The 18,952-nt window shown below is 45.7% G+C and carries 18 protein-coding genes and 10 tRNA genes; 25 read left to right on the top strand and 3 right to left on the bottom strand.

What is annotated here, in order from left to right:
- The first annotated feature begins 59 nt into the window (after positions 1 to 59).
- From ACE3K2_RS15620 to ACE3K2_RS15570, 11 genes are all read left to right on the top strand, one after another.
- A tRNA-Asp gene (locus tag ACE3K2_RS15620) sits at positions 60 to 137 on the top strand.
- Between the two features lie 129 nt (positions 138 to 266).
- Positions 267 to 342, top strand: a tRNA-Phe gene (locus ACE3K2_RS15615).
- A gap of 19 nt (positions 343 to 361) precedes the next feature.
- Positions 362 to 437: transfer RNA gene (locus tag ACE3K2_RS15610), tRNA-Thr, on the top strand.
- Between the two features lie 9 nt (positions 438 to 446).
- Positions 447 to 532 (top strand) — tRNA-Tyr (locus ACE3K2_RS15605).
- Positions 533 to 538: 6 nt separating this feature from the next.
- Positions 539 to 612, top strand: a tRNA-Trp gene (locus ACE3K2_RS15600).
- A 29-nt stretch (positions 613 to 641) separates the two neighbouring features.
- A tRNA-His gene (locus ACE3K2_RS15595) sits at positions 642 to 714 on the top strand.
- Between the two features lie 22 nt (positions 715 to 736).
- A tRNA-Gln gene (locus ACE3K2_RS15590) sits at positions 737 to 811 on the top strand.
- A gap of 4 nt (positions 812 to 815) precedes the next feature.
- A tRNA-Gly gene (locus tag ACE3K2_RS15585) sits at positions 816 to 890 on the top strand.
- Positions 891 to 896: 6 nt separating this feature from the next.
- Positions 897 to 970 (top strand) — tRNA-Cys (locus ACE3K2_RS15580).
- 6 nt (positions 971 to 976) lie between these two features.
- Positions 977 to 1,055: transfer RNA gene (locus ACE3K2_RS15575), tRNA-Leu, on the top strand.
- Positions 1,056 to 1,224: 169 nt separating this feature from the next.
- Positions 1,225 to 2,151 (top strand): methyltransferase domain-containing protein, encoded by a 927-nt coding sequence (locus ACE3K2_RS15570; RefSeq protein ID WP_421891889.1) that lies wholly within the window; start codon positions 1,225 to 1,227, stop codon positions 2,149 to 2,151.
- A 370-nt stretch (positions 2,152 to 2,521) separates the two neighbouring features.
- Here the strand turns inward: ACE3K2_RS15570 and ACE3K2_RS15565 are convergent, their stop codons facing one another.
- Complete coding sequence (locus ACE3K2_RS15565) at positions 2,522 to 4,912, bottom strand: helix-turn-helix domain-containing protein (protein ID WP_421891887.1); 2,391 nt, start codon at positions 4,910 to 4,912, stop codon at positions 2,522 to 2,524.
- Positions 4,913 to 5,471: 559 nt separating this feature from the next.
- Between ACE3K2_RS15565 and ACE3K2_RS15560 the strand changes: the two genes are divergently transcribed.
- The 12 genes from ACE3K2_RS15560 (at position 5,472) to ACE3K2_RS15505 (ending at position 16,160) form a co-directional block, all read left to right on the top strand.
- Positions 5,472 to 5,780: a LiaF transmembrane domain-containing protein gene (locus tag ACE3K2_RS15560; protein ID WP_421891885.1), complete on the top strand. Its 309-nt coding sequence runs from the start codon at positions 5,472 to 5,474 to the stop codon at positions 5,778 to 5,780.
- Between the two features lie 35 nt (positions 5,781 to 5,815).
- Positions 5,816 to 6,487 carry a PspA/IM30 family protein gene (locus tag ACE3K2_RS15555; protein ID WP_421891882.1) on the top strand — a complete coding sequence of 224 codons (672 nt, stop codon included), beginning with the start codon at positions 5,816 to 5,818 and terminating at the stop codon, positions 6,485 to 6,487.
- Between the two features lie 4 nt (positions 6,488 to 6,491).
- A complete protein-coding gene (locus ACE3K2_RS15550) occupies positions 6,492 to 6,725 on the top strand; it encodes a PspC domain-containing protein (protein ID WP_253440859.1) in 234 nt (77 codons plus the stop codon).
- 17 nt (positions 6,726 to 6,742) lie between these two features.
- Complete coding sequence (locus ACE3K2_RS15545; protein WP_278298326.1) at positions 6,743 to 7,246, top strand: PspC domain-containing protein; 504 nt, start codon at positions 6,743 to 6,745, stop codon at positions 7,244 to 7,246.
- Position 7,247: 1 nt separating this feature from the next.
- Positions 7,248 to 7,955 (top strand): PspA/IM30 family protein, encoded by a 708-nt coding sequence (locus ACE3K2_RS15540; protein WP_124117409.1) that lies wholly within the window; start codon positions 7,248 to 7,250, stop codon positions 7,953 to 7,955.
- A gap of 150 nt (positions 7,956 to 8,105) precedes the next feature.
- Positions 8,106 to 8,753 (top strand): cell wall-active antibiotics response protein LiaF, encoded by a 648-nt coding sequence (gene liaF / locus ACE3K2_RS15535; RefSeq protein WP_421891877.1) that lies wholly within the window; start codon positions 8,106 to 8,108, stop codon positions 8,751 to 8,753.
- A gap of 31 nt (positions 8,754 to 8,784) precedes the next feature.
- Positions 8,785 to 9,900: a sensor histidine kinase gene (locus tag ACE3K2_RS15530; protein ID WP_421891874.1), complete on the top strand. Its 1,116-nt coding sequence runs from the start codon at positions 8,785 to 8,787 to the stop codon at positions 9,898 to 9,900.
- Positions 9,842 to 10,510: a response regulator transcription factor gene (locus ACE3K2_RS15525; RefSeq protein WP_091020933.1), complete on the top strand. Its 669-nt coding sequence runs from the start codon at positions 9,842 to 9,844 to the stop codon at positions 10,508 to 10,510. The genes ACE3K2_RS15530 and ACE3K2_RS15525 overlap by 59 nt, the downstream gene beginning before the upstream one ends.
- Before the next feature lie 445 nt (positions 10,511 to 10,955).
- The gene (locus ACE3K2_RS15520; RefSeq protein ID WP_421891871.1) at positions 10,956 to 11,705 is read left to right on the top strand and encodes a YwmB family TATA-box binding protein; all 750 of its coding nucleotides are present in this window, start codon (positions 10,956 to 10,958) and stop codon (positions 11,703 to 11,705) included.
- Between the two features lie 215 nt (positions 11,706 to 11,920).
- Positions 11,921 to 13,471, top strand: coding sequence for a glucose-6-phosphate dehydrogenase (zwf, locus tag ACE3K2_RS15515; RefSeq protein ID WP_421891868.1), 1,551 nt, complete (start codon positions 11,921 to 11,923; stop codon positions 13,469 to 13,471).
- A 354-nt stretch (positions 13,472 to 13,825) separates the two neighbouring features.
- Positions 13,826 to 14,224 carry a DoxX family protein gene (locus ACE3K2_RS15510; RefSeq protein WP_024634146.1) on the top strand — a complete coding sequence of 133 codons (399 nt, stop codon included), beginning with the start codon at positions 13,826 to 13,828 and terminating at the stop codon, positions 14,222 to 14,224.
- Between the two features lie 352 nt (positions 14,225 to 14,576).
- Positions 14,577 to 16,160 (top strand): peptide chain release factor 3, encoded by a 1,584-nt coding sequence (locus ACE3K2_RS15505; RefSeq protein WP_342571046.1) that lies wholly within the window; start codon positions 14,577 to 14,579, stop codon positions 16,158 to 16,160.
- A 227-nt stretch (positions 16,161 to 16,387) separates the two neighbouring features.
- On the opposite strand, the gene sspI is transcribed toward ACE3K2_RS15505, so the two are convergent.
- On the bottom strand, positions 16,388 to 16,621 hold the full coding sequence (gene sspI / locus ACE3K2_RS15500) for a small acid-soluble spore protein SspI (RefSeq protein WP_036673259.1): 234 nt from the start codon (positions 16,619 to 16,621) through the stop codon (positions 16,388 to 16,390).
- Between the two features lie 128 nt (positions 16,622 to 16,749).
- Between sspI and ACE3K2_RS15495 the strand changes: the two genes are divergently transcribed.
- A complete protein-coding gene (locus ACE3K2_RS15495; protein WP_076211287.1) occupies positions 16,750 to 17,451 on the top strand; it encodes a potassium channel family protein in 702 nt (233 codons plus the stop codon).
- A gap of 26 nt (positions 17,452 to 17,477) precedes the next feature.
- Positions 17,478 to 18,266 (top strand): TrmH family RNA methyltransferase, encoded by a 789-nt coding sequence (locus ACE3K2_RS15490; protein WP_421891865.1) that lies wholly within the window; start codon positions 17,478 to 17,480, stop codon positions 18,264 to 18,266.
- 90 nt (positions 18,267 to 18,356) lie between these two features.
- Here the strand turns inward: ACE3K2_RS15490 and ACE3K2_RS15485 are convergent, their stop codons facing one another.
- The gene (locus ACE3K2_RS15485) at positions 18,357 to 18,929 is read right to left on the bottom strand and encodes a class I SAM-dependent methyltransferase (protein ID WP_421891863.1); all 573 of its coding nucleotides are present in this window, start codon (positions 18,927 to 18,929) and stop codon (positions 18,357 to 18,359) included.
- Between the last annotated feature and the right edge of the window lie 23 nt (positions 18,930 to 18,952).

Raw genomic sequence — 18,952 nt, 5'->3', positions numbered from 1 at the left:
CCGAAGGCCGCAGGTTCAAATCCTGCCCCCGCAATTAACTTTCCTTGAGAAAGTATTATGGAACCGTGGTGTAGTTGGCCTAACATGCCTGCCTGTCACGCAGGAGATCGCGGGTTCGAATCCCGTCGGTTCCGCCATTTTATATATGCTTCAGGGATGAGAATCCGTTTTTGGGTTCGTCGGAGCATTCACTTCGAGAGCATAAGCTTCGCAGTCTCGAACGAAGTGAGAGTATCCCGTCGGTTCCGCCATTCTTTAATTAGTAAGGCTCGGTAGCTCAGTCGGTAGAGCAGAGGACTGAAAATCCTCGTGTCGGCGGTTCGATTCCGTCCCGAGCCACCATATATAACACCTGTAATACGCCGGTGTAGCTCAACTGGTAGAGCAACTGACTTGTAATCAGTAGGTTGGGGGTTCAAGTCCTCTCGCCGGCACCATGTAATCCTGGAGGATTAGCGAAGTGGCCAAACGCATCAGACTGTAAATCTGCTCCCGTACGGGTTCGGTGGTTCGAATCCATCATCCTCCACCAGTTTTTAGGGGCATAGTTTAAAGGTAGAACAACGGTCTCCAAAACCGTTGGTGTGGGTTCAATTCCTGCTGCCCCTGCCAATTAACTTTTAAGAAATTAACCTTTTGTGGCGATCGTGGCGAAGTGGTTAACGCACCGGTTTGTGGATCCGGCATTCGGGGGTTCAATTCCCCTCGATCGCCCCTTTGTTTTTTCATTTTTTATTGGGGATTAGCCAAGCGGTAAGGCAACGGACTTTGACTCCGTCATGCATAGGTTCAAATCCTATATCCCCAGCCATTATGCGGACGTGGCTCAGCGGTAGAGCATCGCCTTGCCAAGGCGAGGGTCGCGGGTTCGATTCCCGTCGTCCGCTCCAAAATATGGCGCCATAGCCAAGTGGTAAGGCACAGCTCTGCAAAAGCTTTATCCCCAGTTCGAATCTGGGTGGCGCCTCCAGCATATGCCGGCGTGGCGGAATGGCAGACGCGCTCGACTCAAAATCGAGTGGGAAACCGTGGAGGTTCGAGTCCTCTCGCCGGTATATTGAATAGCCCTACATGTTGCATATGCAATGTGTGGGGCTATTTTTATTTTATATAAATTGATTTTATGTATTGTATGGATAGTTGGACTTCAATAAAGATTGACGTATGGTTATATTCAGTATATTGTAGATAAGTAAAGTCTTTAATATAGAGGAGTGAAGTAAAGTGGCTAATGAAAAAAATGTATCGGATACCGATCTGTTATTTAATCTTTCTGTATGGGAAGCGGCATGGAAGAATCGTCCGAGAAGTTCAAAATATAAAAAGAAAAGCGCACCATTTAATACAGAAGAAGCATTTGAGCGGTGGGCCAGGGATTATCATGCACAGTCGTTCACGGAAGAAGGGAAGCAGCGTACTGAGCGCATTACGGGCTGGATTGAGAACCAGGGTGTGGAGTTCGCAGGGTTATCCATTTTGGACATTGGAGCAGCCTCAGGCATATTTGCCATTCCTTTTGCCGAAAAGGGGGCAAGTGTGACTGCAGTTGAGCCTTCGGAGTTGCTTGTCTCCCTTATGAAAGAGACGATACCTTCATCTCTGGAACCCAATATCGAAATCGTAAAAGAACGATTTGAGGAAATCTCCATTCAGGATAAAGGCTGGGAGAAGAAATATGACTTTGCATTTGCATCCATGTGTCCGGCGATGTCAGATTGGGAAACGATTGAGATGGCGATCAACTGTGCTCGTAAGTATGTGTACATAAGCACTATGGCGGGACAGAGGGAACACACATTAATGGATGAGCTTAAGGATATATTGGGTGTAACTTCTTCATACAAGGCGGGTGATATGGGGTATATTCAACAGTTGCTGTATTTGAAGGGTTATTCATACACGATGATCATTACGAGAGAAGTTAACTCATTTGAAGTACCGGTGGAAGAGATTATCGAGAAGCTGCCTGAATGGCTTAATACGTATGAGTTACCATCGGATGAAGATTCTTTCAGACTGGCTGAGAAGTATATTCGGGATACGTACAAGGATAGTACAGTGACCTTCTCACGTGGAGCAAGGTTCGGGAAAATTCTAATCCAACTTGAACAGCCAAATATGAAAACAGTTCGCACTAAGGATAAGCGATAAATTGCATGAGCTTGTTACATGTACAAGAGGATCAGGAATCGGGAGGACTATGTAGTTTAACGTCTGAGATAAGGCTATCAAGCATCACACTGCCATACAAGAAGAGGCATGTGTGAAACATATGAGCTTGAAGTTAAGTTTTTTAAAAGAGGAAGCAGGATAGCTGCTTCCTCTTTTTTATAAAGTTATTAAGACTTCAAGTACATCGAACCAAGCCGTTGGCTCTTTGGAGCTGTAAAGTTGAATTAATGAACTGCGGATGGGCTCAACCCAACCAACCAACCAACCAACCAACCAACGCTTGATTTAATATCGAGACAACGGAAAAACAAAACATAACACGAAACACGTAACACACCAAACACGTAATCTACTTCCTATTGGAGACTTCTACTTTCTGCTTACGCTCCCGGTACTGGCCAGGTGTGATTCCTTCCCACTTACGAAATGATCGAATGAAATTCTGCGGATTGTTGTACCGAAGCCGTGCTGCGATATCTTTAACGGTTAGATCGCTTTCATCCAGCCATTTTTTAGCGATGTTAAATCGGTACTTGGTCAGATATTCACTAAATGCACAGCCGGTCTCTTTGCGGAAAACACTACTTAAGTAGTTGGCATTGTAATGTAGCTTCAAGGCACATTCCTCAAGTGTCAGATCCTTATCGTAATCTTGATGAATCATGGCAATCATCTTCTCTGATATATGCTGGTATTGAGCATACTGTTTCGCTTTAAAAACCTGGATCACGGGCAAGATGACTTGATGGCTAAACCATTCCTCAACTTCAGCGGCGTACTGCAAACCATGAAGTTCATGGAACATTGATCCACGGCCTTGGGAGATCTGTCCGAGTCGTATGCCGGATTCCTGAGTCATTTGCAAAATATGCGTGAGTAGCCTCGTAAGAGCCACCTCATACTCCTCGGGTGTACCCTCCATACCAAAGATTACTTCAAGCAGTTGTTGCAGAAGAGCAGAGGCATGGACCTCATCTGCACTTTGAATAGCTTGGATCAATGAATATTCCAATGATTCCGGGTAGGTCATGGACCAAGTGGGAGCGTAATGATCTATGTTCTCATATTGAAAAATAATGCCTGTTCCCAGCTTCATCCGATGCCTCAATGCTTCCATGGCTTCTATGTAAGCTTGTGGGATGTGATATAGGGAGCTGTGTGGCTGGCTGAAGCCTATACTGACTTGAAGAGTTAGAATCTTATTAATCTGTTGTTGTAACCGGTCTGTTAATACATATAGCTGCTGTGAAAAAATAAAATCATCCTGTTCGACGGTGCCAATTACCGTGACTACGGTATGTTCCAGCACAATAGGAAGCAGTTGCTGGTTATGCGCAACCGTTTCCTCCAATATATTTTGGATAGCGAATAATAAGAGATTACGATCACCAGCTCGATATTTTGTATGATTAACGAGATCGGCCTGTAGTGTAATAACAGCAATTTGTTGCCATTCCCGAACCTGATGCGTGTAGCCATATTCATTCAGGGTGTCATGAAGAGTATGAACAGGGATCTTTCCCTGGAACAGATTCATCATAAAATGATTGCGAATCTGCAATAGATGCACATTAAGTGTGTTCTCTAATTGGGAGCGAGAGGCAGATAATTGTGAAACTCCTGCTCTAATCTGCTCGAACTCATCAGAAAATGGTGGTGATTGCTGCGCTAATGTGTTTCCTTCTTTGGACAGATGGTTGTCACCAAGTTGGGTTAAAAGTTTACGAATCGGGACATGCATTCGCTTGGAGCCGAGCCAGGCGAGTATTAATGAAAGTAAAAGCAAGAAGATGCTGATATACAAGGTGTGTAATCCAATATTGATATATTCTTGTGTCAGAATATTAGTAGGTGAGATTAGAACATAAGTCCATCCTTTTAAAGTAGAAGGGCTATACGTAAGAGAATAATGTGTATCGGCGATCTTAACTTCTTGTTTTTCAAAGCCTGTTGAAAATGGAATGGGTGATAATTTGGTTATGTTGGCTTCCGTATCCCGATCCTGTAATCCAATGGCAGACAAAGGTTGTCCAATGTATACAGGATCGGGATGGACCAAAATACGTTGTTCCCGATTCAAGATGATCAGTCCTGAGGCAGCATTGCCTACAGAGGCTTCTTCAAGTGTATTTTGCAAAGAGCATGCAGGAATTCCCGCAATCAGGGCAGCATCGGAAGAGGTGTTCAGATTCGGAATAGATCTCGCAAGGGCAATATGATAAATACAGCCTGTACCGGGTGAACGCTCATCATTACTGAATACCGATGAAGGGGTGAGCTGCCATCCAGAGGTTAGGGTATCCGATATCAATTGCTTCATGGGAAGAGCGAGTGGAAAATCCGTATTACGATATAATCCGGCATGATCAATAAGCCAATTCTGAGATTGGTTCACCAGGGTAATATCCAGCAAAGGTTCCCATGACCTCATATGCTGAAATTCGCTTTGCAGCTTGTCGGCAAGCAAATGCCCTTTCCCTTGTAGTGAAGAAGAAGCAGACAGGGAACGGAGGGTTACTGGAGAGCGAACGGCCTGATCAAGCATATAACTGACTGTAGCGAGTTTGTGCTCTACGTTGGATTGCATTTGTTCCAGCAACTGTCTGTTGGCCTGTGTACGATGCAGTTCAGTTTGGTTCGATGAATAGATAAATGCGGCAATTCCTGTTAACAAAATGGGCAGGGTGCTTAACAGGATTCCGAAGATAATCATTTTATGGAGATAGCTGATTGGTCGCACAGTTTCAGTTCCACTCCTGACATTAGTAATAGTAACACTTTCTATTTTAGTAAACGCTTACATATAGAACAATCTAAAATTTGTTTATTTGGATAAAAAAGTAATTTATCAAGAGGGCAAACGAGCAGAGATAAGGGATTGATGATAGATGATCTTGCAGAAAAGTGCTATAGAAACGGTTTGGTCGGACTCTCCTAAATGGAATCATGAGAAACGAAATTGCAGTGTGAACGTAAATAGAGACATGGACATCATTCTCTCTACAGGTCGATATCGGTTGAAGGGTAGCCTGAATACGGGGATATAGAAGGTATCCGGAATGCTGTTCAGCTTGGGCGGAACGTTGGTCTTATATAGGGACAGCCAAAGGTCCAACTAGATCCCCGACCTGAGTCTAGGATGAAAAACCGTCCACGGTCTGTTTTGAAAAGTCTCGAAATCCCCTAGAATAAGGACATAAGGTTAAACAAGAAACACGGAAACAAAAAAACAAGAAACAAACGAACAAATGACTCAACACATTAAAATGAACGAATGGAAAGGGCGGTGAACAACAATTATGAGAATGAATAAGGGAAATGGCTGGGCGATTGTATTGATTGCGCTGGGTGCACTACTCCTCTTCGGAAAGTTAACTCCACTTCTTGGACACTTAATGGGTTATCTGATTCCGGTCCTGATGATTGCACTGGGATACTACGGAGTTAAACGAGGGAATGTGATGCTTGGCTGGATTGTTCTCATCATCGGTATCATCTCACTGATGGGCAAACTGGCATGGTTGATCGGACCGATCATCGCGATCGGGTTAATCATCTTTGGTATCTCAATGCTAAGCAATAATCGCAGTCGTCGTGGTCGGTACTAAGCTTTCACGATTATGAAAAGGAGGGACAGAACATAATGAGTGTATTTCGTCGAATGCGGGATATTACCGTAGCCAATCTGAACGAACATTTGGAGCAAAGTCAGGATCCAGTCAAACTGATTGATCAGTTCCTGGTCTCGACCCGCCAAGACATCGGTGAAGCCGAGAAACTTCGTCATCAATATGCAAGCCATACCAGACAAATGAAACAACAAGCCGATCAGGCAGCAAGTATGGTGAACAAACGGGAAGAACAGGCTTCCATGGCTCTGAAAGCAGGGGAAGAACATCTTGCTAAGCTGGCCTTGCAGGAGAAAATTCTCCACGAGGAAAAAATGGAACAGTACAATGAATTGTATGCACAAAGTTATGCGGCATTACAGGAGCTGGATGAACAGATCGACCAGCTGAAGGTTGAATATCAGAATGTATACAGCAAACGTCAATATTACTACGCTCGTATGCAGACGATTCAGTTACAACAACGTATGAACCAGAGAGGGAATCACAACGGTCAGAATGTACCCCGTATGTTTAACCGACTGGATGACCAAGTCTCTGATCTCGAATATGAAGCACAAAGTCTCCGGGATATCCGACGGATGAGTCAAGATGGTTCAGGAGTGACTGGCAGCATGTCATCCTCCACGCTGGATAAGGAACTGGAGCGCTTAAGACAGAAATTGAACAATGACAGAAAGGAGTAGTCACGTGAATAAATTATACCGCTCGGCGCGTAATCGAATGTTAACAGGTTTGATCGGTGGCATTTCTGAAAATCTCGGATTGAGTACCACGCTGCTACGTATCATCTTCTTCATCAGTATTTTCGCTACGGGAGGTACATCATTGTTGATCTACTTCATCGCTGCATTGGTGGTACCAAAGGAATCCAATCACGTTGATCCATATGCTTATGATTCCAACGTAAGAGGATACAAGTAAACGAAAGGAGCAAGCACATGAGCAAATTATACCGCTCAACGCGTGACCGGATGTTAACCGGCTTGTGCGGCGGAATTTCCGAAAGCATCGGAATGGATTCCACCCTGCTGCGTATCATCTTTGTCATCAGTATCTTCGTAACTGGCGGCACGTCGTTGTTAATATATTTCATTGCAGCACTGGTGGTACCAAAGGAACCGTATCCGCCTTATGATCCATATGGTTACGGTCCGGGCCCAGGCCCAGGCAGAGGTTACAACAACTATGATCATCAGCCGCCAAGAGGTCCTTTTCAAAATAATCACAACCAACAAGGTCCTGGTAACTTCGGTCCCGGCCCTGGATACAACAGCAGACCTCAATCTGGTCCGCGTTCTTATGACAACAATGCCTACGGAGCAGGTGCACCGCAAGAAAGTGAACTTGATTCCATGATGAAAGATATCGAGAAAAAAGCACTGAAAAAAGAAGTTGAAGAGCTTCGCCAAAAATTATCTCGTTACGAGAAGGGAGAAAAGTAAAATGGGAGTATTTAAACGGATTAAGGATATGACGAAAGCATCGGTAAATGATATGTTGGATAAGGTAGAGGACCCGATTGTAATGTTGAACCAGTACTTGCGTGATATGGAGGCTGAGATTCATGAGGCAGAGGTAACTGTTGCCAAACAAATGGCGAATGAGCGTCGCATGAAACAACGTCTCGATGAAGCGGAGCGTACTTCGGTACAACGTGAGTCCCAAGCAGAAGCGGCTCTGGCCAACGGTCAGGAAGAAGTGGCACGCAAGTTGCTGGAAGAGAAAATCTACTTTGATCAAAAAATTACGGAGTACAGCGAACTGCATGCACAGTCCGAAGCTCAAGCTAAAGATCTGTTGCAACAGTTGCATGACATGAAAGATGAGTTCTACAAAATGCGTAACAAACGTAATGAACTCGTATCCCGTGCACAAATGGCTAAAGCCAAAAAACAAATGTCTTCCATTAACAGCTTGCATTCGATCGAAAGTGGTGGCGCATCACTAGGATTCCACCGCATGGAAGAGAAAATCATGCAACTGGAAGCTGAAGCTGACGTAGCCCGTGCACCTTATCGCAACACATCATCCACGTACACGAACCCTGTAGATGTGGAAAAACAATTCAAAGTGGATCAGCAATTACAAGCCCTTAAAAACAAAATGGGCAATGGTTCCAAGAATGAAGCGAACGGAACTTCAAAAGAATAACTGTTCGCTCAGTGGACAATATGATATTCTATAAATCGTGTATAATGTACGGTTGGTAGAACAAAAGTTAAGCCATACAGGACTTCATTGCCTGGTATGGCTTTTCCGTTGAATAAAGAGAGATTAACTTACAGGGGAGGTGCGGCGGGGATGAATAAAAAAAGTAAGTGGCTTGCAGTTGTCATTATTATCATTGGTACAATGATGTTATTGAATCAGAATATTAACTTGCTGACCGCTGCCGCACTGATTCTGTTAACGGTTGGAATGCTTCAAGTCCGCAAAGGAGATACCCGTAAAGGTTATCGATATCTTGGCGTTGGTGCTGCACTGTTATTGCTGGATAATTTAATGATTGTATTTTTAATTGTACTGGGTTCTTTAGCTTATTTTTATTCAAAAAACAAAAAGATTCAGCTGGACGAAGGCGTTATGAAGAAACAGAATTTCATGGCTCGGTACTATTGGGATCAATCATCCTGGACGTTACGTAGTATGAGTCTGTGGCATGCGATGGGTGAGGTTAACGCCGATCTGTCTCTTTCGATTCCGGAGGAGAAACAAACGATTGTGCTGCTGCAAGGAGTTATGGGTAATGTTCGCCTTACGCTACCAGAAGATTATGGTGTGGAGATTGAAGCATCGGTTCTTTTTGGACGAATTAATCTTCTTGGAGAACAAGATAGCGGCATGATGAACAAATTAGTATGGAGAACTCCTGGATATGAATCCAGTGAACATAAAGCAAAATTTGTCATTTCTTATATTGTTGGCGACCTAAGCATCAGTAATCCGTAGTAATATAGATGAAGAGAAGGAGGAGACCCCGATGAAGACAAAACGACATACCGACATGGTAACCCGAAGTATGGGTGAAGGGGTCCTCCTGGTTTTCATTGTCCTTGCTGTTATTTTGTATGTATTGTATACATATGGTTATCTTGCTCCGTTTGCAGGCTGGCGTCATCTGATTCAATCGGGTCTTGCGTTATTGCTGCTTCTGATTGGGATCGGAGCGGTCTTTGGGTTCTATCAGAGTTATCGGGTTAAACGCCGGCTTGAACTGCTGCGGGAAACACTGCTACTGTGGGAGAAGGGCTCTCTATCACGCACTGTACCTGATCTGGGCGATGATGATGTGGGCCGTTTAAGTGAGCAACTCGGACGAATCGGCAAGAAGTGGGAAGATCAGGTATCATCGCTCCAGCGATTGTCTACTCATAATGCACAGCTTGCCGAACAAGCCAGAATTACGGCTATTGTGGAAGAACGGCAGCGACTGGCACGGGAACTGCATGATGCGGTATCACAGCAATTGTTCGCGATATCCATGACAGCAACGGCCGTTGGACGAAAGATGGAAAAGGATTTTGAACGTGCTCAGCGGCAGGTGGCCCTGATTGAGGAGATGGCTTCGGTAGCACAGTCCGAGATGCGTGCGTTACTGTTACATCTGCGGCCAGTTTATCTGGAGGGTAAACAGCTCGAACAAGGTCTCCGTGATCTGGTGATGGAACTGAAAACGAAAGTACCCATGGACATTGTGCTCGAAATAGACGAAGACATCGATCTGATCAAAGGCATTGAGAATCATCTGTTCCGGATTGTTCAGGAGGCTATGTCCAATACGTTACGGCATGCAAAAGCGGAAAAAATGGAGATACGGCTCCAGCGCCGCACAGATGCGATTCGGGTACTGATTCGTGATGATGGGCAAGGCTTCGATCTGGATGAGAATAAACAAGCTTCATACGGTCTGGCTAACATGCGTGAACGTGTTACGGAGATTGGTGGAGCCATACAATTTGTAACAGCGCCTGGTAAGGGAACGCGGATTGAGATTACGATACCTTTGATGAGTGATGAAAGCGAGGAAGAACATGTCAATGGAACCGGAAGTCGAAACGGAGACGGAAACGTCGATCAAAGTATTGCTCGTGGATGATCATGAGATGGTACGTATTGGTCTTGCAGCGGTACTGGATACCGAAGATGGAATTGAAGTGGTTGGTGAAGCAGGTAGTGGAGAGGAAGGCATTCGGCTTGCGCAGGAGTATAAGCCCGATGTGGTCCTGATGGACCTGGTGATGGAAGGCATGGATGGCATTGAGGCTACCCGTCAGGTACTTAAAATGTATCCGGAGTGCAAAGTCATCGTATTAACCAGTTACCTGGATGATGAAAAAATGTACCCTGTCATTGAAGCAGGCGCATTCAGTTATCTGTTGAAAACATCAAGAGCCAATGAGGTGGCAGATGCGATTCGCGCAGCCGCTCGCGGACAATCCGTTCTGGAGTCACAGGTGGCTTCGAAAATGATGAATCGGTTCCGGCAACCACAGGCAGCAGCTCCTTTGCATGATGAATTGACGGACCGTGAAATGGATGTGCTCCGATTACTTGCTAAAGGCAAATCAAATCAGGACATTGCTGATGATCTGATCATCGGCATTAAGACAGTCAAATTCCATGTAACAAACCTACTGGCAAAATTGGGCGTAGACGACCGTACACAGGCCGCGATCTATGCTTATAAAAACGGACTTGCAGAGTAAACAGGATCATATGCAATATCATAATCAAGCCAAAGAACCGTGCATTAATTTGCGGAAGCTATAGATAAGAGATGATCTATATAATTGCGTGTTCAAAAAGGTCGGTTTTCAGTACCAAGAAGATGGGATAAAGCTAGAAATGGAGTAGCGGAGCGTAGATCGAGCTACGTGAGAAACCGCATGTTTCCAAAGGAAACATTCTTCGTAAGCCTCTACTTATTTCGGCTGAATTCCATATTCGATGTTGATGATGGCGCTAGGCACCCTTCGTAATCAAAAGCAGACTTTTTGAACAACCTTTATAAGTATGAATGGAAAGCTTCGATCTGCCATGCAAGTGGCGGGTGGGGCTTTTTTTGCTGTGTGCAGAAGAAGTATAGCTAATGTGGGAAAGGGGCATGCTGTTGATAGATTCATAGAATGCAAGAATGAACGGGGGATTCAAATGTTAAATCGTTGGATGACAGCAGGCATATTAGCAATGGCTATCATTATTCTTATCGGTGTGACACAGGTATACGCAGAGAAAAACGAACCTAAAGCAGCCCAACTGGAACAGTTAATCCATACTGCTGACAGCGTGATTGATAATGTGGATCGTCTGGTTATCAAATGGCAAGCAGAAGGCCGGGGAGATGCACAAGCGCAGGCCGTATTACTGGCTAGTCACTTGGGACTGGAACAACCGGTACAGGTACGTCAGACGGGCCACGATGTGTACCGCAGTGAGCTGGTTGCAGGTACGGCTAATGGAGGTGCAGGTATGTTGGTCAATGTCGTCGATACAGGAGACAACGGCTACTATGTCATCGTACAGCTTTCAGGGGATGCACAAACGGATCGGAAGACATTAATGATATTGCAGGAACAGGTCGATCAATTGCTTGCAGACTCAGGGATGAAGGCAAGCTGGAATATGTCTGTGCAAGGTACAGCAGCTAATGTTATTAAAGGTGATGCGAGTCAGCAGTTAGCACTCATCGAGAAAGACCTGTCCAAAAATGTGGATATTGCCTCAGTTGAACGTTATACGGATGTAGGGACTGCAAGTGTCTCTTATGAGGCGGCTGAGCTGCCTTTGTCGATCAAGAGTAGCTCACATATGTTAAATATGCAACTCGCAGTTCATCAGGTCGGTGAACAAGGGAACAATCGAATCACGGTAGGTTTCCCGGTGATCACGATTGAATATTAATGGATGAAATTTCTATGAATTTGGACGGGATATTGAGAATCTTTATCAGAAAAGTGAGTGTGAAATAGTGCATCCATTCAGTTGATATGCTAAAATGGCATCACATCCAAGAAGGAACTTGCTGGTAATTGACAGTTGTATGTCGTGCATATATAACACCATTACATAGCTCGGGGAGAGCGTGAAGGTTATCTTCCCGGAAGAAAGAGGAGCCCATGGTCGAAAAACAATTGCAAGATGAAGTACAGACACCAGGCGCAGTATTTTTCATTTTTGGAGCAACGGGTGATTTGGCCCGCCGGAAGCTGTTTCCGGCTATCTACAGTCTTTACCGTGAAGGCAAGCTTGCCGAAGACTTTGCGGTTATTGGCGTAGCACGTCGTCCGAGGTCCCCAGAAGAATTCCGGGAAGACATCTATGAATCCATTAAAGAGTTCTGCCGTTATCCAGCGGGGGAACCTGATGAGTGGAACGCTTTTGTCGATCATTTTGAATACAAAGCACTGGATATCAATAATGTGGACGGATTCAAAGAGCTGCGTGCGCAAACGGAGCATCTGGAATCGAAGTTTAACACGCCGGGGAACCGGCTGTTCTATCTGGCACTGGCACCTGAGCTGTTTGGCAGTGTCTCGTACAGTTTGCGGGACGGCGGTATGCTGGAAAGTCGGGGTTGGAACCGTTTGGTGATCGAAAAACCATTTGGTTATGATCTGCAATCGGCTGAACATCTGAATGAGCAGATTCGTGAGGTATTCCGTGAAGAGGAAATCTATCGGATTGACCATTATCTGGGCAAGGAAATGGTACAGAATATTGAAGTGATCCGCTTTGGGAATGCTTTTTTCGAACCACTTTGGAACAACAAACATATTGCGAACGTTCAGATTACGCTGGGTGAGACGGTAGGCGTGGAAGAACGTGGCGGTTATTATGATCACTCTGGGGCACTGCGTGATATGGGGCAAAACCATATGCTTCAGATGCTGACGATGATTGCGATGGAACCGCCAAGTCGCCTATTTCCGGAGGACATTCGGGATGAGAAGGTGAAGGTATTGCGCTCATTGCGAGCCTTTACTTCGGATGAGGAAGTGAGCAACAACGTTGTGCGGGGACAGTATTCCGAAGGGGAGTACCGTGGCAAGCACCTTCCGGGGTATCGCCAGGAAGACAAGGTTGATTCGCAGTCGAATACGGAGACTTATTTTGCAGCACGTGTATTCGTGGATAATTTCCGCTGGGCAGGTGTCCCATTTTACATTCGGACAGGCAAGCGTCTGCCGGTAAAAACGACGGAGATCGTAGTTGAGTTCAAGTCGATGCCAAACAACGTGTACCTCGGGAAAAAATATAAGCTCGAACCGAACTTGCTGGTCATTCGGGTGAATCCGATGGAAGGTATATATATCAAAATTAATGCCAAGAAACCAGGCTCGGATTCCGAGATTCAGCCGCTCGCGATGGATTTTTGTCAGAGCTGCATGATTGGAATCAACTCGCCTGAAGCGTATGAACGTCTGCTGCACGATGCAGCAGAGGGGGATTCTACGTACTTTACCCGTTGGGATGAAGTGGCAACAGCCTGGTCTTTCGTAGACCGGATCGCTGCAGCCTGGGGCAAGAATCAGGGAGAGTTACACACGTACCCGGCTGGAACCTGGGGGCCAGAAGCGACAGACAAGCTGCTGGAGCAGGACGGATTCCACTGGTGGCCGGTGAATGGTCAGGACGAGGACAGCGTGATCTGGCAAGTGAACGGTTAGGGTAAGAAATTTAACAACATAAACTACATGACTGAGCCTGGAGACATCGCATTTTGCGGTGTCCTCAGGCTTTTTAGCGCGGAAAAGGCAGGCATCCATCATAAGGAAATAAGTAATTTAAATTAAGTTGTTGACAAAAAGTAAGTATGTAACTTATACTCAACACATGAGTTAAAGAGTTACGCAAATGACAAACTTCATTCGGGCAAACGTTTCGGATAAGTTATCATTCATGAGATAAAATGTAAACCAGTTGAAGGGGTTTGCGTATAGAGAATCATGAAAAAAAATATGCATAATATCTTTAATCTGAGAATACTATTTTGTATATATTGAATGGAGGAAAAGAAAATGATGTTGGATGTAGGGTTGTTGTTGATTCGTTTGGTGATTGGATTGTCGTTCATGGCGCACGGGGCTCAAAAGCTGTTTGGTTGGTTCGGAGGTTACGGAATCAAGGGTACAGGCGGCTGGTTTGAGTCGATGGGCATGAAGCCTGGTGCATTGGTGGCGTTACTGGCTGGACTTGCGGAATTCGGTGGCGGATTGCTGTTGGCGTTGGGTCTGCTCACACCGGTAGGCGGCATTCTGATTGCATTGACGATGGTCATTGCGATTGTGAAAGTCCATGGTGCGAACGGTTACTGGTCCACGCAGAACGGATTCGAATATAATCTCGCGATTCTGGTGATTGGTGTAGCGCTGGCCCTGACTGGTGGCGGACAATACGCGCTGGATGCATTGATTTTCTAAACCCGATAAATAAAAATGAATGAGGAGTGCCTGAATGCCATGGTTATGGCTGAAGGGTGCTTTTTTTTGCAAGTGAAAGAGAAGAATCTGCGGTAGTAATCGGTTATTTTCGGTACAGATTATGGTACAATAGGAGAGTTGGGTTAAGAAGCAGTTCACGGTATGGATGAAAGCACAGATTTGAGGAGGATGAACTCCATTGTAAATGTGTAAAATTAATCTAGTGTATGAATACCTCATATGCAAAATGACCAGTGTACAATCAACCGGCCTTGCCGGATTGCATAAAGATTGAATGATGGACCGGCTATGCCGGATTAACGTGAATGAACGGACGAAAGGGATTAAACCTATGAGCAAAGCTGCAAATGATATTCTTCAACAGGAAGTGGACAAACGCCGGACGTTTGCCATTATCTCTCACCCGGATGCGGGTAAAACGACATTAACCGAGAAACTGTTGCTGTTCGGGGGCGCGATTCGCCTTGCGGGAACGGTAAAAGCTCGGAAAGCCAGCAAACACGCAACAAGTGACTGGATGGAAATTGAGAAACAACGGGGGATCTCGGTTACCTCTTCCGTAATGCAATTTGATTACCTGAATCATCGCGTTAACATTCTGGATACACCGGGTCACCAGGACTTCAGTGAAGATACGTATCGTACACTGACGGCTGCCGACAGCGCTGTGATGTTGATCGACGTGGCAAAAGGTGTCGAGGCACAAACGATCAAGTTGTTCCAGGTATGTGCGAAGCGTGGGATTCCAATCTTTACGTTTATCAACAAACTCGACCGTGAGGGTAAAAGCCCATTTGACCTGATGGAAGAACTTGAAAATGTACTGGGTATTCGTTCGGTTCCAATGAACTGGCCTATTGGTACAGGCCGCGAGCTCTGCGGTGTATATGACCGGATGAAAAATCAGGTGGAGTTGTTCCAAGGGGACGATCACTCGACCATTAAAGTTCAGAAAGTAAACGGTTATACAGATCCAATTATCCGTGAGATGGCAGGAGAATATCTGCATGATCAGTTAATTCAGGATCTGGAGCTTTTGGACGTTGCAGGAGATCCGTTTGATATGGAGAAAGTTCAACGCGGCGAACTGACGCCTATTTTCTTCGGTAGTGCGATCAATAATTTCGGTGTGCAAACCTTCCTGGAGAATTTCCTGGAACTGGCACCGAAGCCTGAACCACGTCGCAGTACGGCAGGGGAAATCCAGCCAACGAATGAAAAATTCAGCGGGTATGTATTCAAGATTCAAGCGAACATGAACCCGGCACATCGGGATCGTATTGCGTTCCTGCGTATTGTATCAGGCAAATTCCAACGTGGAATGAGTGTGAAGCATACTCGTGTAGGTAAAGAGATCAAGCTGTCACAGCCACAGCAATTCCTGGCACAGGATCGGGATATTGTTGAAGAGGCATATGCCGGCGATATTATTGGTTTGTTCGATCCGGGTATCTTCCGGATTGGCGATTCACTGAGCCAAGGCAGCGAGGTTGTCTTTGAGGAGTTGCCAACGTTCTCGCCAGAGATTTTCGCTAAAGTTACCGTGAAAAATGCGTTGAAACATAAACAGTACCAAAAAGGCATTGATCAGTTGACGGAGGAGGGAACCATTCAGGTGTTCCAGACGGCGAGTTTCGACGAGACGATTCTCGGCGTAATTGGTCAACTTCAGTTCGAGGTATTTGAATACCGGATGAAAGGCGAGTATGGGGTAGACGTGCAATTGCAGCGCATGCCTTATCAGTTTGCTCGCTGGATCGTGGACGAGAATCTGGACGCAAGCAAATTCCGGATTAACTCTGCGCTTGTAAAAGATAAAAAAGGAAATTATGTCGTACTCTTCGAAAATGAGTACGCCATGAGAACGGCTATGGATAAAAATCCTACAGCTAAGTTCCTTGAGACTGCGCCTTAAGTAAGTTCGACGTTTGCCTCGGCAATTATTAAAGGGTTAGTTGAATGTGACAAGTTCATGTAATGAAATAGAGCTTGTTAAAAATAAGATCCCTCCGCCAATCGGCGGAGGGATCTATTGCTATACACCTTACTTGGAGGCGGGTATGATCCAGCCGAATAAGGGAAAGCTTTCTTTTGCAGACAGAACAAACGGTGTGATGGTTACCTTACCCTCCAATGCTTCGATTAGCGAAGCGGTTGAACGGGAATGGTGTGCAGATGCTCCTGCGCGATTTGAATGAGTTCTTCCTGCTTGGCAGGTTCTGTGTTCTTCCAGATCATCTCAAAAATGGCGCCAAGTCCAGGTAATGCAGCTTCCGGTCCATCGACTGAACCTTCAATCATCTCCCGAAGCTGATCATCACTCTTGTCATGAACTTTATGAACAATCGCTTCACGCAGGCTTAATGTAATGGGCATCGCAATTCCCTCCTCGTATATTCGGCTGCTTTTATACTGTTCCCTGGGAAGCGCGAGCGCATTCAAGTTTATCAGGCTTTGTGGTATACTACGAAGGATTATTTACGTTAGCATGGGTATCCGTAATGATGCGTCATGCTGAAGTGCAGCGGGAGGTTAAGACCCTAATGGCCAAGAAACAGTATGCCGTAATTGGCATGGGACGGTTCGGATCAAGTGTTGCCAATGCACTGAGTGGCATGGGATTCGACGTGCTGGCAATTGATGCGGACGAGCAGCGGACTCAGGAAATGTCCAATGTGGTGACCCATGCGGTATCGGCAGATTCAACAGATGAAGAGGCGCTGCGTGCGCTGGGCATACGAAATTTCGACGTTGTCGTTGTGGCAATTGGTGAAGATATACAGGCGAGTATTCTGACAACCTTGATATTAAAAGATATGGGTGTACCAGTGCTGATCGTAAAAGCTCAAAATGAGCTTCATGGTAAGGTGCTGCAGAAGATTGGAGCAGATAAGGTGATTTATCCTGAGCGGGATATGGGACTACGTGTAGCCCATCATCTGACCTCGCCAAATATACTCGATTATATTGAGTTGTCTGAGGATTACAGTATTCTGGAGATGAGAGCTTCCGAGCAAATGATCGGTAAGAACCTGATGGAATTGAACATCCGTGCACGTTTTGGGTGTAACGTGATGGCGATCCGCAGTGGGAATTCGATGAACATTTCTCCGTACGCGGAGGACCGGATCGAAGCTGGAGATGTGCTGATCATTGTGGGTCACAAGGATCATTTGACGAAAATGGAGCTTGCATATCCGAAGTGATGGATGCAGATGGGAAGGATGGAAAGATGGATATTGTATCACCGCAAAATACACGGGTAAAAGAATGGGCACAGTTGCTGGAGAAAAAGCATCGTACTCGTCAACATAAATATATTATTGAGGGCATTCATCTGGTACAGGAAGCGTTGCGCGCCGGAGCAGATCTGGAGTGCATTGTGTACGATGGAGAGCGAGGCGTACCTAGCGAACTCGCCGGGCTTGAGAACCCACTACAGCGTGTGGAGTGGGTCAGTGTATCTCCTGCGGTTATCGCTAAATGTACGGATACGATGACACCGCAGCCTGTACTCGCAATTGTGCGTAAAGGCAGTGAGCCACTGGAAAGCCTGATCGCAGGAGCGCGTGGGCTTGTTGTTGTGCTGGACGGGGTGCAGGACCCGGGTAATGTGGGGACAATCATCCGTAGTGCGGACGCCGCTGGTGCAGCGGGGGTCGTACTTGGCGCGGGCTGTGCTGATGTATATAACCCGAAGACGATTCGCTCGACGATGGGGTCACTGTTTCATCTGCCCATTGTGGAGGGCCAGTTGGAATCTTTGCTTCCAGAAGCGAAGGCTGCAGGCGTGAAGCTGGTCAGTACTTCTTTGCAGGCAGAGCATTCATGTTATAGTTATGATTTTACGCAGTCGGTATGGCTTGTCATTGGTAACGAAGGCAAAGGCATCTCAGATGCTACGGCACGTTTGGTAGATGATGCGATTACGATCCCGATGCAGGGGCAGGCAGAGTCGCTTAACGCGGCAATGGCGGCGACGATTTTGTTGTTTGAGGCGATGAGACAGCGGATGGTTTAGGTAGTAAATAACTCACATTTTCTGAAAAACGTATGGAAGACTGGATACTGGTTGAAGGTTGATTAAACCAATTCCAGTCTTTTTTAATTCTCATTTAGGGCGTTCCTCCCTTTTACGACAAACATACACAAAAACAGGAGGGAAGCTGAGGGGTTCAAATTGTATTTTCTCGATCTCAAATAACTCATCCAAACGTTTCTTCATATAAAGTGAGTATTGGTATAACACTAATGTGCCTCCAGGTCGGAGAGCTGTATGGATCTGTGACAGGATATTTTGTCTCATTTCTCTGGAGAAATTAAAGAAGGGAAGTCCGCAAATGATACAATCTAACTGATGAATCTGTTCTTGATTGATCCTCTTAAATAGATAGGATGCATTCGAATGGAACATGAATTCAGGATAGGTTTGCTTCAAATTAATTCTCATTTTCGGGTCTCTTTCAAATAAAAACACGGTTGCAGATTGCGGTAAATGTGCTCTCATGAGACGTGTGACGGCACCTGTTCCTGGCCCCAGCTCAGCAATGGTATTAACCTCATCCCATCGTACAGACTGGACGATTTTACGGGCCAAAAATTTGGAACTGGGCAGGAGACTGCCCACTCGTTTGGGGTTCCTCAGAAATCCTTGCAGGAAAAGAAGCGGTTCGGATGTTTTCATCGTGGTATCCTCCATGGTTGAAC

Origin of the sequence: Paenibacillus sp. (assembly GCF_048976745.1) — a bacterium.
Lineage (GTDB): Bacteria > Bacillota > Bacilli > Paenibacillales > Paenibacillaceae > Paenibacillus.
Note: the sequence above shows the minus strand (reverse complement) of the source record. Positions and strands in the feature narration are given on the sequence as shown.